Source organism: Exilibacterium tricleocarpae, from assembly GCF_007004655.1.
GTDB lineage: Bacteria > Pseudomonadota > Gammaproteobacteria > Pseudomonadales > Cellvibrionaceae > Exilibacterium > Exilibacterium tricleocarpae.
The window spans coordinates 135,882-149,701 of record NZ_ML660091.1 but is presented as its reverse complement, the minus strand read 5'-3'; the positions used below and the strand labels follow the sequence as shown (position 1 = coordinate 149,701).

13 protein-coding genes are annotated in these 13,820 nt (G+C 56.5%); 4 read left to right on the top strand and 9 right to left on the bottom strand.

Annotated elements, in window-relative coordinates:
• Positions 1–690: 690 nt before the first annotated feature.
• The 3 genes from FKG94_RS08870 to FKG94_RS08860 form a co-directional block, all read right to left on the bottom strand.
• Complete coding sequence (locus FKG94_RS08870) at positions 691–1,101, bottom strand: efflux RND transporter permease subunit (protein ID WP_142903868.1); 411 nt, start codon at positions 1,099–1,101, stop codon at positions 691–693.
• A 417-nt stretch (positions 1,102–1,518) separates the two neighbouring features.
• The gene (locus FKG94_RS08865) at positions 1,519–2,619 is read right to left on the bottom strand and encodes a glycerol dehydrogenase (protein ID WP_142903867.1); all 1,101 of its coding nucleotides are present in this window, start codon (positions 2,617–2,619) and stop codon (positions 1,519–1,521) included.
• A gap of 178 nt (positions 2,620–2,797) precedes the next feature.
• Positions 2,798–5,146, bottom strand: coding sequence for an oxidoreductase (locus tag FKG94_RS08860; RefSeq protein ID WP_142903866.1), 2,349 nt, complete (start codon positions 5,144–5,146; stop codon positions 2,798–2,800).
• Positions 5,147–5,338: 192 nt separating this feature from the next.
• Between FKG94_RS08860 and FKG94_RS08855 the strand changes: the two genes are divergently transcribed.
• Together FKG94_RS08855 and FKG94_RS08850 are read left to right on the top strand one after the other, a co-directional pair.
• On the top strand, positions 5,339–5,824 hold the full coding sequence (locus FKG94_RS08855; protein WP_142903865.1) for a MarR family winged helix-turn-helix transcriptional regulator: 486 nt from the start codon (positions 5,339–5,341) through the stop codon (positions 5,822–5,824).
• Between the two features lie 2 nt (positions 5,825–5,826).
• Complete coding sequence (locus tag FKG94_RS08850; RefSeq protein ID WP_142903864.1) at positions 5,827–6,534, top strand: Type 1 glutamine amidotransferase-like domain-containing protein; 708 nt, start codon at positions 5,827–5,829, stop codon at positions 6,532–6,534.
• A 69-nt stretch (positions 6,535–6,603) separates the two neighbouring features.
• Here FKG94_RS08850 and FKG94_RS08845 read toward each other — a convergent pair whose 3' ends face one another.
• The 6 genes from FKG94_RS08845 to FKG94_RS08825 all read right to left on the bottom strand — a co-directional run bounded on the left by FKG94_RS08845 (position 6,604) and on the right by FKG94_RS08825 (position 11,611).
• Positions 6,604–6,939, bottom strand: coding sequence for a hypothetical protein (locus tag FKG94_RS08845; RefSeq protein WP_142903863.1), 336 nt, complete (start codon positions 6,937–6,939; stop codon positions 6,604–6,606).
• A gap of 108 nt (positions 6,940–7,047) precedes the next feature.
• Entirely contained in the window at positions 7,048–7,176 is a 129-nt protein-coding gene (locus tag FKG94_RS29360; protein ID WP_281284228.1) for a hypothetical protein, read from the bottom strand.
• A gap of 127 nt (positions 7,177–7,303) precedes the next feature.
• On the bottom strand, positions 7,304–7,912 hold the full coding sequence (locus FKG94_RS08840; RefSeq protein ID WP_142903862.1) for a GyrI-like domain-containing protein: 609 nt from the start codon (positions 7,910–7,912) through the stop codon (positions 7,304–7,306).
• A 102-nt stretch (positions 7,913–8,014) separates the two neighbouring features.
• Positions 8,015–8,710 carry an aspartate/glutamate racemase family protein gene (locus tag FKG94_RS08835; protein ID WP_142903861.1) on the bottom strand — a complete coding sequence of 232 codons (696 nt, stop codon included), beginning with the start codon at positions 8,708–8,710 and terminating at the stop codon, positions 8,015–8,017.
• 920 nt (positions 8,711–9,630) lie between these two features.
• The gene (locus FKG94_RS08830) at positions 9,631–10,407 is read right to left on the bottom strand and encodes an SDR family NAD(P)-dependent oxidoreductase (protein ID WP_142903860.1); all 777 of its coding nucleotides are present in this window, start codon (positions 10,405–10,407) and stop codon (positions 9,631–9,633) included.
• A 10-nt stretch (positions 10,408–10,417) separates the two neighbouring features.
• The gene (locus FKG94_RS08825; protein WP_142903859.1) at positions 10,418–11,611 is read right to left on the bottom strand and encodes an acyl-CoA dehydrogenase; all 1,194 of its coding nucleotides are present in this window, start codon (positions 11,609–11,611) and stop codon (positions 10,418–10,420) included.
• Positions 11,612–11,797: 186 nt separating this feature from the next.
• Between FKG94_RS08825 and FKG94_RS08820 the strand changes: the two genes are divergently transcribed.
• Together FKG94_RS08820 and FKG94_RS08815 are read left to right on the top strand one after the other, a co-directional pair.
• Positions 11,798–12,625, top strand: coding sequence for an enoyl-CoA hydratase family protein (locus FKG94_RS08820; RefSeq protein WP_142903858.1), 828 nt, complete (start codon positions 11,798–11,800; stop codon positions 12,623–12,625).
• Entirely contained in the window at positions 12,625–13,794 is a 1,170-nt protein-coding gene (locus FKG94_RS08815) for an acyl-CoA dehydrogenase family protein (protein ID WP_142903857.1), read from the top strand. Before FKG94_RS08820 ends, FKG94_RS08815 begins: the two co-directional genes overlap by 1 nt.
• Positions 13,795–13,820 lie beyond the last annotated feature (26 nt).

The following is a 13,820-nucleotide window of genomic DNA, read 5'->3' as shown; positions in this document are numbered from 1 at the left end:
AGCTGAGTTTATCAGGAAAGTTCACCGGGAAGATACGACAGGTTGAGATTGTGCCGTCAACGGCGGCCGTTTTAAGTGGTCGAAAGTAATGGGCTGAAGTTGATAAATGTCAATCCGCACAGGTTGCCAATTGGCTGCAGAGATTGCTACCCCAGGCAAAGAGCCCTGTCACCAGTCTGAACTGGATTTTTGTTACAAACCCGAATCGACAATGAATAGGGTTTACATCTTTAATCGATAAACCGCTAAAGAGATAACTGATCGATTTTTCGCCACCTGTTTGTGTGGCGCTGTGCAGGACAGTTACCAATGACAATCGCTTCAAGCGCCTAACTCCGGTGCTTTGTGCCATTTGACCGGTCTGGCTCTGGATGGGGCTTTCGGAAACACGGACTAGGCGTCCCCTCGATGAACCCATCCCTATGGACTCCCCGACAGCTGCCCTCTTTTGACAAATAGCGGTTAGCCAAAAAATATTTGCGGAAGGCCTCCCGGTTATGTTCGTGTAAACACCGATGGCATCGGTCCCGCCTGTTTTTCGCATAAAAAAACAGTTAAATACACTTAAAAAAAATAAAGGGAAGTTACACTGTCGAAATATTCACGGAAATTTACTACTTAATTATAATTTTCCAATTAAAAACGATTTCCAAGTTCACACTCTGATATCTTTTAAGTCGCTCGAATTTATCATAAAAACTTATTGGATTTTTGTGCTTTACAATTCACAGTGACCGAGGAAGGTCCCGGTGACTGTGCCAACGTGGACCCCGGCTCGGTTGAGGGCGCAGTCGACTGCGACTGAAACAACAATCCCGTTCCATCCGAGCCCCGCGCCACCCAGTTTTCCATACCCCGCGTGCGCCACAACCAATAGACGGCGGGAATCACCAGCAGCGCCAATACCAATGTAGATGCAACGCCGCCAATCATCGGCGTCGCGATATGCTGCATAACTTCTGCACCGGTGCCGGTGCCGGTGCCGGTGCCAAACATGATCGGCACCAACCCCACGGCTACGGTGGCAACCATAATGACAATCGGGCGCACACGCCGTCCCGCTCCCGCCAAAACGGTCGCAGTAATGTCGTCACGGCGCATCGCGCCGGTAGCCGGGTTCCATGGGCGCGACCCAGTACAGCGGCGCCTGCTGCGTTTCGGTGCCGTTGGCGGGAAGGCCTGCGCCGGTCAACAACGCTTCAGGCGCACCAATCCCGTATCAGATCAAAATCGGCGGGCGGAAATGGTACGTCACTTAAACGCGAGGTGGGCTGCACGGTCAGGTCGGGGGTCGGACCAGTGCCGTGCTGGAGGGGGTGAAAAAGCGTGTCGGCGAGCACAGCTGTGGCGCCACCTGCCAACCTTGATAGAAAACAGCCTCTAAGCCAAGTACAGTGGCCGACGTATCGCGAACAAATCGAAAACCGCTATAAATATAAAATAAAACCATTATTTATCAATAGCTTAAAAGCTAAAATTAATGTAATTTCTAACTTTTAATTGATACCAAATCTGTAGCTAATCGGCACGTTTCTTACGCCGTCTGCCCTCCGCGTCGGCGGCCTTGATGGCGTGCAACACCCGCCGCGGGGTGACCTCCACCGGCTCGTTGTGGATGGTTTCGCCCTCGGCACAGGCCGTTTCTGCGACCCGCAGCAGGTCCGTATCACTGGCCTCCGGTAAGCCGATATCCCCCAGTGTAGTCGGCAGACCGATCGATTCGGAGAAATCGTATACCAGGTCGATCGTGTCGCTGGACTTGTCGGCCAGGAACATCATCGCCTGAATACCTATCGCCACTTTTTCGCCGTGCCAATAGCTGTGAGTCCCCTCGAGTGTGGTCAGGCCGTTGTGGATGGCATGGGCGGCGGCCAGTCCGCCACTTTCGAAACCGAGCCCGCTCAACAGGGTGTTGGCCTCGACAATATGCTCCAGCGCCGGAGTGACAATATTCTCCTCGCAGGACAGTTTCGCCAGCGTGCCGTACTCGAGCAGGGTCTCGTGACACAGATGCGCCAGGGCGTATGCCGTCATCGGCCCGACCCTGCCGGTCATATTGGCACCGCGCTTCAAACGGCAGTCCTCCGCTTCAAACCAGGTGGCAAACGCATCACCCATACCGGCGACCAGCAGCCTCACCGGCGCTGCGGCCACGATAGCGGTATCCACCAACACGATATCGGGATTGTGAGGCAGCACCAGATAGCGATTAAAGGAGCCGTCGTCGTTGTAAATCACCGACAGGGCGCTACAGGGCGCATCGGTGGAGGCCAGGGTGGGCGCGATAAGCACTCGCTGGCGCTGGTAGTAAGCCACGGCCTTGGCGGTATCCAGGGTTTTGCCGCCGCCGACGCCGATCACAATATCTGCCTGCTGTTCCCGCACCAGTGCGCCGAGGCGCTCAATTTCACTGTCGCTGCATTCGCCGCCGAAAGCTTCAATATGAAATTCCAGGCGATCCGCCAGTGCCTGCTTCAGCGTATCCTGCAAATGATCGACGACGAATTTGTCGGCGATAACAACCGCCCGCTCGCCGAGGGTTTTAGCTTCTTCAGCCAGGACGTCAAGCGCCTGGTCGCCCTGGACGTAACGCCCGGGAAAAATGGAGGTGGTAATCATAGTAAGACCTGCCGTATCGACAACCATTGACTCGCGGCAGTCTAACGGCACCGGGCCGCGGCGGTGTTGATCTGGGTCAGCTTCTCACGGCCTGCTGCCCGAGCGCCGCCGGTACGCTTTGGACATTATGTTGGCCGGCCATCCACTTTGCCCGCCAAGGCCAGGTAAAGCTGGTGTCTTAATCTTTATAATGCCGCAATGGCTTGGCTTTTTTCTGTAAATCCAGTTGCGCCTCGCGGGCCTTGCCCAAGACACTGTAAGCCTGCTGCTGCCCGGCGAGGTAGGGTTTCTCCCAACCCTGCTCCACCTCGACACCATAACTGGCGGCCGCCTGACGGGTAAAATACGGATTCCAAAGGTGCGGCCGCCCCACTGCTACCAGGTCGGCGCGGCGGGTGTGCAGGATGGTATTGATTTGTCCGGCGTCGGTGATGCTGCCCACCGTCATGGTCGCCATCTTGCGCACATTGCGAATGGCCTCGGCGAACTGTACCTGGAACATGCGACCATAGACCGGTTGTTGATCGGGCACTGTCTGCCCGGCGGAGACATCGATCAGGTCGCAACCGGCGTCGCGAAACGCATCGGCAATGGCAAAGGTGTCGGCCTCGGTAATACCGCCGTCTTTCCAGTCGGTGGCGGAAATACGCACCGACATCGGCTTGGGATCAGGCCAGACTTCGCGCATGGCCGCAAACACCAGCAGCGGGAAACGCAGGCGATTTTCGACACTGCCGCCGAATTCGTCTGTGCGCTGGTTGGTCAGCGGTGACAGGAAAGAGGCCAGCAGATAGCCGTGGGCACAGTGCAGCTCCAGCATATCAAAACCGGCCCGGTCGGCCCGCTGCGCAGCGGCGCGGAAGTCGCCGATTATCCCGTCCATGCCGGCGCGATCCAGGGCCGCCGGAACCTGAGAAGTGTCTTCAAAGTACGGCAGCGGCGAGGCCGAGCAAAGCGGCCAATTATCCTGCGCCTCGGCAATCGGGTAATCCATTTTTTCCCAGCCCAACTGGGTCGAGCCCTTGCGGCCGGAGTGACCGAGCTGCATACATATTTTGGTGTCCGTGTGCCGGTGGACAAAATCCACGATGCGGCGCCACTGTTCTTCCTGGGTATCGCTCCACAGCCCCGGACAACCCAGGGTGATGCGCGCCCGTGGCGACGGACAGGTCATCTCGGTATAGATCAACCCCATGCCGCCTTTGGCGTGCCCGGCGTAGTGCACCAGGTGCCAGTCGGTGAGATCGCCGTCTCTGGTGGCACTGTACTGCGCCATCGGCGACATCACTACCCGGTTGCGCAATTCCATATCGCGCAGTTTGAACTTGGTGAACATGGGGGTCGGGCGACTGTCGCGGTAATCGTAGCCGGTCTCGCGGTAGTAGCGCTCGTACCATTCGGTATCGGCTTTTTCCACAAACTTGGGATCGCGCAAAATCAGGTTGTCGTAGGTCACGGACTTGGCGCGACACATAACCACAGTGGCAAACTGCATCGGCTCCATATCCCAGGAGCGGTCCATATGTTCGAACCAGGCCAGGGAGACATCGGCGTTGTGCTGGACAATTTGTGCCGGCACGCGGCGCAACTCGTCGTATCGGCGAAAGGCCGCCTCGACACTCTCTTCACCGCGCTCGATCACCGCGTCGTGCAGACCGATCGCGCACTCCATCGCCAGCTTGGTGCCGGAGCCGATAGAAAAATGAGCCGAGGCTTTGGCGTCGCCGAGTATGGCGATATTTTTGTGATACCAGTTATTGCAAAAAATACGCGGGAACTGCCGCCACATCGAGCGATTTAAAATCAGCGGGTGGCCCTCCAACTCGGCGGCAAAAATGGCCGCGAGTTTTTGTTTCGAGCCTTCCTCGTCGAACGCTTCAAAGCCCCAGCCCTGCCAGCAGGCATCGGACATTTCAAAAACCCAGGTGGAAAAACCCGGTTCGTATTGGTAAGTGTGGGCACAGATCAAACCGTGTTCGGTCTCTTTGAAGAAGTAAGTGAAGTCTTGCAGCGGTCGCGTCGATCCCATCCAACAGAAACGGTTGGCCTTGACGGTAATGGAAGGTTTGAAATAGTCCTGGTAATACTCGCGGATTGATGAGGCAATGCCATCGGCAGCCAGGATAATATCGGAATCCGCAAAGCGGGTTTCCAGCTCCGCCACCTCGATGCGCGCCTCGAAGTTGAGTTTGACCCCGACCTCCCGGCAGCGCTCCTGCAGCAGTAGCAGCAGGCGCACGCGGGAAGTGCCGCAAAAGCCGTTGCCCTCGCAGCGAATCTCTTCGCCCTTGTAGCGGATAACGATATCGTCCCAATACGCGAAGTCGTCGCGAATACGCTCGTAGGACTGCGGATCGCGAGACAGGAACTCGCCCAGGGTTTCATCGGAGAATACCACGCCAAAACCGAAGGTATCGTCGGCGCGGTTTTGCTCGAAGACCTCAATCTCCCAGGCGGGTCGTGCCTTTTTGGTCAAGAGCGCAAAGTACAGACCGCCGGGCCCACCGCCGATTACCGTTATCTTCATGGGGATATCCTCACCGCGTTGTTGTCAGCGGATTATCTTACCGGGTTTTATTTTACGCGTAATATATTTATATTTGATACATGCGGTGATTTATATGCAATAAATGCATATACGGAGACGCTTATAACCCATCAAACGGCTGTGGCCTTTGCGCTACAATAGCCGCCAGTCCAGTAACCGGATCGACACCCTATGCAGAGCCTCGAAGACCCAGCCGCAGATGATACGGACAATCTCTATCTCAAGCTGTGGTTGCAACTGGCAAAAAGCTCCAAAGCCATGGAGCAGGAGATGGAGGCCCGCTTTCAGAGGAACTTCAAGCAGAGCCTGTCCCGTTTCGACGTGATGTCCCAGTTGCAGCGCTACGATCCGCAGTGGCTGCCGATGGGCAAGCTGGCAGCCCAGCTGATTGCCTCCAAAGGCAATATTACCCGCCTGATCGACCGCATGATTGTCGAAGGGCTGCTCAGCCGCCGCGCCAGTCCGGAGGACCGGCGCATGATCCAGGTGGGCCTGACCGATAAAGGCCGGGCCCTGTTCCATGAAATGGCGGCTGCCCATGCCAACTGGGCCGGCCTGCTGCTGGGCAACCTGGACCGGGAACACGGCCATCAGTTACTGGAGCTGTTACTCACCGTGAACAGCGCGTTGAAAGCCGGTATTGAGGAAACCTCCTGACTATGAGCAGCTTCAATCCGATCTATCTTCTGGCCGACAGCCAGCTGTTGTTTTGGAAACACAACGACACGTTGTTTTTGCGCTCGCTGCTGAAGTTCGTCGACGCTGCCGAACCGAGTGCAGCCTATATCGGTGCCGCCAATGGCGATCAAGAGGTGTTCTATGAAATATTTGTCGCCGCCATGGAGGGGATCGGTATTCAGCACTGCCATATGATTCGTGCCGACTTCTCCGATGCGGATCGACAAAAACTCGAAGCGGCGGACGTTATTTTACTGGCGGGCGGCGATGTCAAAACGGGCTGGGATGTCTTTGTGGAGACCGGTATAAAGGAAATCGTACAACGGCGCTACAGCGAGGGCGCGGTTTTGATCGGCGTGTCGGCCGGCGCGGTACAGTTGGGCACCTGCGCAATGCAGACAGACGCTCGCGGGAAAGACTATGTGCTGGACACCTTTCAGATATTACCGTTTATTGTCGATGTACATGCTGAACAAACCGATTGGCGCAATCTGAAGAAAACGCTGACCTTGAGAGAGGGATTTGAACAGGGCATCGGTATTCCCACCGGCGCAGGCGTGGTGTACCACCCTGATCACACCGTGGAACCCGTGCGCTACGACCTGGCAGAGTTCACCTGCAAAGAGGGGCAGTTGACCCATGGACTGATCTGTCCGAAAACGGGACAGGCAGAGGCTCCGCTGCATTAGACGCGACTAGCGTACAGTAATACCTGCGGCAGCGCGGTGCAGCACTCCGACCCAATAACGTGCTGATGTCTACTTATGCACGAATAGACTCCATTTAAAATCACCTACTTGTACGCTGCCCTCGTTTCCGGGCTCAATCGTTATAGAAGGTTGATACACTTTGTCTCGAAGGCTGATGTTCGAGGTAATATTTACCACACCTGAGTCCTCTGCTGCGAGTATCACCTCAAAATCATAAGTACCGCTGACAGAAACACCTGCCTTTTCATTGTCCCCCAGTTGCACCACCGGGGCGCCGAGTAATTGGTCTTCAAGATAAAGCTTTGACTGGATAGTATAAGTATTCCCGGCGAACACTCGACTTGAAAGTAACAACAGCAAAAAGACCCAAATTAACTTCTTCATATTTGCATCACTCCGTAAGACTGTGGAGATGGCCAGGCGGATACGACACGTATCTGACCTCGAGATACCTGGAATATACCTGGCTTTGCAGGTTTATCACTTTGCGTGCTAACTCTTGTCCAAAACACCTTGTTCTCTGAGCTGCTTCTCCAGCGCAGAAATCTTGTTTAGGGCATGTAAGGCAAAGATAAACCCTATGGTGCCCAGCGACATACCCAGTATTCCAAAAACATCCATTCTGCTTACTCCTTTCTAAAGTGGGTGGTGATTTAGCCGCCGCTTGCCTAATTACAGTGGCGAACGATCTGGTAGGCTGGCATCACCGTTATTTTGTGTCAGGACAATGCTATCCGAGCGACCAAGCTTAGCACATCGGTTGCCTGATCACCGTCTTCCAGTTTTCCGGCGCCGCCCGGCGGATATCGGTCAGGTAAATCTCGTGGTGCTTGCCCGCCAACTCTGCGCCACTTTCCCGTATAAACTCATGCACTCGCTCTACCGTGGGTCCCTCTTGCGAAAACGGACCGACATGCAGCGTCTGTGCGGCTCGTCCCTCTGAGAAAGATTCAAATCGAACTTTCTCCAACGCCGGAAGATCCTTCTTTTCCGCCACTTGGCTAGCGGCCGTTTGCACCAGCTTGTCGGTGATCAACTCCGGTTGCATTATCATCAGCTTCCATATCCAGTTCGACTTATTCCCCTTGACAAAATCCGACATATCCTCAGCCCACCAGAGCCCCTCGAGCGGCAAGACGCCGTAGTCTATGGCCTGCTCACCTTGCTTGATCATAAACTTCAACGTGTAGGCTACTGAAAAGAGCGCCGCCACAGCGTCCGTATAGTCTTTCGAGCCGGGTTCGCCCTTGCCGTCAACCATTAAGAAGTTCATCGCCGGCACATGTACTTCTACCACTTGCTTGGCTGAAGGCCTGTACAGTTCTTTCAGTTCTTTTTTGTAGTCAATTTTTGACATTCAATACCGTCTCCATACTTAAGCCGTGCGACGCAACCGCAACGGCTTACCAATAGCAGATATGGCTTTATAAAAAGCACCTGTTAGAAAAACAGCAACCGATTATACGGCAATTGCATACTCAACGGCTTTTTGCGCATGAATAAGCGTGGTATCAACCAGTTTTAAGTGGCTGTCGCTCTGTTTGATCAACAGACCAATTTCAGTGCAACCGAGAATAACTGCTTCGGCCCCTCGATCCGCCAGTTCCTCAACAATGCGTAAATATTCCGTTTTTGAACGGTTTTCAACTTTACCCAAACAAAGCTCTTCGTAAATCACCTTGTGAACCAACGCTCGGTCGCCCTGTCCCGGCACAAGCACATTGAGGCCGTGGTTATCTGCCAGTCTACCTTTATAGAAGTCTTGCTCCATGGTAAACGCTGTACCGAGGAGGCCAACCGTGCTGACCCCGGCGGCCGATAGCGCCTGTGCCGTTGCATCGGCTATATGCAACAACGGAATTTGAATCGCACTTTCTATCTGGGGCGCTACCTTATGCATGGTATTTGTGCAGATCACCAGAAAGTCCGCCCCCGCAGATTCAATGCGCCGCGCCGCAGCAATCAGTATTTTTGCCGCGCCGTCCCAATCGCCTCGATGCTGTAGTTGCTCTATGGAATCGAAATCGACACTGACCATGGCAATCTTGGCAGAATGCAGCCCACCCAGTGATTCCTTCACACCTTCATTGATAAGCTGGTAATAGACAGCGGAACTTTCCCAGCTCATGCCGCCCAGAAGGCCGATTGTCTTCATACCTTTTTTACCTATGATCTACGCCCTTGCCGCCACTTGTTGACAGGAAACCTTCACGCTCAAGTGGATATTTACGCAACTATTTTTTCACAAGTATCCTAGCCGCGGCTCGCGATAGACGCCACTGTAGCGACGCATCAATTAAAACGATGCCAAATAGTTTGCCAGAAGGGGAGTATCTTACACTGTCGCCGCCCCCAAGCTTTTTGCCCGCAAAGTGACCAGCGCTAAAGAGTATACTGCCCCCTTTACCAAAATGCTCTCATTGCAACTGCATTCAATTGTAAAAAATATGTAACAGCGATTACAGTCATCGAAGGCAGGGTATTCAGACAGAATCGCTGCTACAGGCGAAGACTTGCGCTAACAAACCGGCTGATTCACTCGGGGGTCATTGGATTGTGAGGGTGCCGTTTTACTTGGGTAGATGGCGCAGATGGATGACTGCAGGGGGAAAGAGTAGTCTCGTTAAACGGCTGATCCTAATGGCGCGCCCTTAAGCCGGGTACGGAGCGAATTCAAAACCGGCCACGATGTGACGTCAGGCCCGAATGGCATTCGCCTTAGGCGCCTGCTTTCCCTTAAAGCGCCTACTTTGGTGGTGGTAGTTCTTAAGGGGATTTGTGCCAAGTTATCGACCACTGCTCTAGCCGTGTCGGTCTTTATTAAGAAGACTGCAGGTAGGTCTGCCTCTGGCTGGAGCTTTCAGAAACTCTCGACAGCAGGGATGCTGTCGTGAAGCCCCCATGGACGGGTTCACGGCGTGTTTCTGAAAGCTCCAGCCAGAGGCAGACCGATCAATTGGCATTCTTCCGCTTAAGTATCACCACCTTCAAAGTAGGCGCTTTAAGGGAAAGCAGGCGCCTAAGGCGAAGATGGTCGCTCAAAGCTAGTGCTATTAGTCGCAGGTCCCAATATTTCTACATCACCTCGCCACCGGCCACCGCCACCGCCTGCCCGGTAATCGCCTCGGCCCCCGGCGCACAGAGCCAGAGCACGGCATTGGCCACTTCTTCAGGCAAAACGAGTCTACCTTGCGGGTTGGATCGGGTTAGTTCTTCAAGCGCCTGAGCCTCGCTGCGGCCGGTTTTCTCGACAATGGTTTTAATGGCATCGTGAACCAGCGCCGTTTCGGTGTAACCGGGACAAACGGCGTTGACGGTAATATTGTGACCGGCATTCTCAAGCGCCAGGGCCCGGGTCAGGCCCAGCGCACCGTGCTTGGCGGCACAGTAAGCCGAGACATAACCATACCCTTTTACGGCTGCAGTGCTGGCCACGGTAACGATGCGTCCGCGCTTTGCCTGACGCATTGCCGGCAGCACTTCACGGCAGCAGAAAAATACACCGTCGAGGTTTACCGCGAGCATCTGTCGCCACTGCCGGTCGTCGGTTTTGTGGGCCGGCGCGGTGAGCGCCTGGCCGGCATTGTTGATCAGGATATCGACGGCACCAAAGGTATCTCGCGCCTGTTGAAACGCCGTTGCCACGCTGTCGCTGTCGGTGACATCCACCGCAATCGCCCGCGCCTCGTCAAGACCGGAGGCGCCCGTTTCGAGCGTCGCCAGGGTGCGCCCCATCAGGCTGACTCTGGCCCCTGCCTGGGCCAGCGCTGCCACGATAGCGGCACCAATACCGGTACCGCCGCCGGTGACAACAGCGTGTTTGCCCGCCAGCACCGGTTGCGTCTGTTTCATACCCGAGCCTTCACTGAAACGCCTGCAAGCCCGTCTGTGCGCGGCCCAGAATCAACGCGTGCACATCGTGGGTACCTTCATAGGTATTAACCGCCTCCAGGTTCATGGCATGGCGGATCACATGATACTCGTCGGCAATGCCGTTGCCGCCGTGCATATCGCGGGCCGCGCGGGCAATCTCCAGGGCCTTGCCGCAGTTATTGCGCTTTAACAGTGAGACGATCTCCGGCGCGGCCCTGCCCTCGTCGATCAGGCGACCGAGCCGCAGACAGGACTGCAGACCCAAGGTAATCTCGGTTTGCATATCGGCGAGTTTTTTCTGCACCAGTTGGGTCGCCGCCAGCGGCCGCCCGAACTGGATGCGCTCGAGCGTATACTGCCGCGCCGCCAGCCAGCAGAATTCGGCCGCCCCCAGCGCCCCCCAGGCGATCCCGTAACGGGCGCGGTTCAGGCAGCCGAAAGGTCCCCGCAAGCCTTTGACATTGGGCAGCAGGTTCTCTTCCGGCACCAAGACATTGTCCATCACGATTTCACCGGTGATCGAGGCCCGCAACGAGAATTTGCCCTCGATTTTCGGTGCCGACAGCCCTTCCATACCTTTTTCCAAGACGAAACCGCGAATTGCGCCGTCATCGTCCTTGGCCCACACCACAAACACATCGGCGATGGGGGAATTGGTGATCCACATCTTGGCGCCGCTCACGCGATAACCGCCGTCCACCTTTTTGGCCCGGGTTTTCATACCGCCCGGATCGGAGCCGTGATCGGGTTCGGTGAGTCCAAAGCAGCCCACCTTTTCGCCGCCGATCAACCCAGGCAGGTACTTGCGCCGCTGGGCCTCGGTGCCATAGGCGTAAATCGGATAGATCACCAGGCTCGACTGCACACTCATGGCGGACCGGTAACCGGAGTCGACCCGTTCTACTTCCCGCGCAATCAGCCCGTAGCTGACGTAGTTCAAGCCCGCGCCGCCGTAGGTATCCGGCACCGTGGCGCCGAGCAGGCCCAGGGCCCCCATCTCGGTCATAATTTCTCGGTCAAAGGTCTCGTGGCGGTTGGCCAGCAGCACCCGGGGCATCAACTCGCCCTGGCAGTAATCCCGTGCCGCATCCTTGAGCATACGCTCCTCATCACTCAATTGGTCGTCCAGCAGCAGCGGTGACTCCCAATTGAACTCCCCTTCTACTTTAGCGGTTGCCGCCATGGTTCTACCTCCCGGGTGGGCCTATCGGCACAAGTGCCGCGCTGGCCGGTATTTTAGATTACACGTAATCTATTTGCTAGTCATTGTTCTTGCCTCTACAATGAGCCCCTGCGCACCACTGATTCGGGCAGCCTTTACTGCTTTAATGGGCACTGCCGTATTCTAACCGTACAGGAGCCGCTCAGCATGACAGAAAGGAACCGTTTTGATCCCGCCGCGTTTACCCCGCAACACTTTCTATGGGATTACGACCAGGGTGTGGCCACTATCACCCTCAATATTCCCGAGCGCAAAAACCCACTGACGTTTGATTCCTATGCCGAGCTGCGCGATACGTTTCGCGATCTGGTGTATGTGGACGCGGTCAAGGCGGTGGTGATCACCGGGGCCGGCGGCAACTTCTGCTCCGGCGGCGATGTGCACGATATTATCGGGCCGCTGACGCGCATGGATATGCGCGAACTGCTGGCCTTCACCCGTATGACCGGCGATCTGGTAAAAGCCATGCGCCTGTGCCCGCAGCCGATACTGTCGGCCATCGACGGTGTCTGCGTCGGGGCCGGGGCCATTATCGCCATGGCCAGCGATATGCGCTACGGCACCGAAAACGCCAAGGTGGGGTTTCTGTTTACCCGGGTCGGCCTGGCGGGTTGTGATATGGGGGCCTGCGCCATCCTGCCGCGTATTATCGGCCAGGGTCGCGCCGCCGACCTGCTCTACACCGGTCGCATTATGGGTGGTGACGAAGGCGAGCGCTGGGGTTTCTTTAATCGCCTGTGCAGTCCGGAAAGCGTGTTGGCAGAGACCCGGACCCTGGCCCTCAAGCTGCTGGAAGGTCCCACGTTTGCCCACGGTATCACCAAGACCATGTTGCACCAGGAGTGGAATATGAGTATCGACCAGGCGATCGAAGCCGAGGCCCAGGCCCAGGCCATCTGTATGCAGACCGCCGATTTCGAGCGGGCCTACAACGCGTTCGTCAATAAAGAAAAGCCGCAATTCGGAGGCAACTGATGGCCGAGAAAACCTATCTGAGCTGGCCGTTTCTCGAAGATCGCCACCGGGAATTGGCAGGCGCGATTGAAACCTGGGCCGGACAACATATCGACAGCGCGCCCCACGGTGATATCGACGTCGACGCCGCCTGCCGCGAGGCGGTGCGGAAACTGGCCGCCGGGGGCTTTCTGCACTACGCAGTAGCCCTGCGCCAGGCGGGGGAAAAACTCGATGTGCGCAGCATGTGCCTGCTGCGCGAGACCCTGGCCCGCCACGCCGGTCTGGCGGATTTTGCCTTTGCCATGCAGTGCCTGGGCAGCGTTGCCATCAGCCTGTTTGGCGACGATGACTTGCAACAGGAATACCTGACCGGCGTGCGCAACGGCGACAAAATTGCCGCGTTTGCCCTCACCGAACCCGAAGCGGGTTCCGATGTGGCCGCCATGACCACTCGCGCGGAAGCCGATGGTGAAGACTATATCCTCAACGGCGAAAAGACCTATATCTCCAACGGCGGTATTGCCGATTTCTACACGGTGTTCGCCCGCACCGGCGGCCCCGGCGCCAAGGGCATCAGTGCGTTTATTCTGGATGCCGATACGCCCGGTCTGGAAATTGCCGAACGCATCGAGGTCATGGCGCCCCATCCGCTGGCGCGCCTGACATTCAACAACTGCCGGGTACCGAAACACAAAATGCTCGGTGAGAGCGGCCAGGGCTTTAAGGTCTCGATGGCGAGCCTGGATGTGTGCCGCTCCACCGTGGGCGCCGCCGCACTCGGTTTTGCCCGCCGCGCGCTGGACGAGGCGCTGCAGCGCACCGCCACCCGCAAGCTGTTTGGCGCCCCGATGGCGGAGATTCCCGGCGTCCAGACGCAACTGGCGGAGATGGCACTGAATATCGACACCAGCGCCCTGCTCGTCTATCGCGCCGCCTGGACCCGCGACCGTGTCGCCGAGCGCGTCACCCGCGAGGCGGCCATGGCCAAGCTGCATGCCACCGATTCCGCTCAACTCACCATCGATGCCGCGGTGCAGTTGTTCGGCGGGATGGGCGTGACCTGCGGCGTCAAAGTCGAGGAACTCTATCGCGAAATTCGCGCACTGCGTATCTACGAAGGCGCATCGGAAGTCCAGAAACTGATTATCGGCCGGCAGACATTGCTCAGTGCCGATATAACCGGTTAACAGACCGTCACTAAGGAATCCACGCT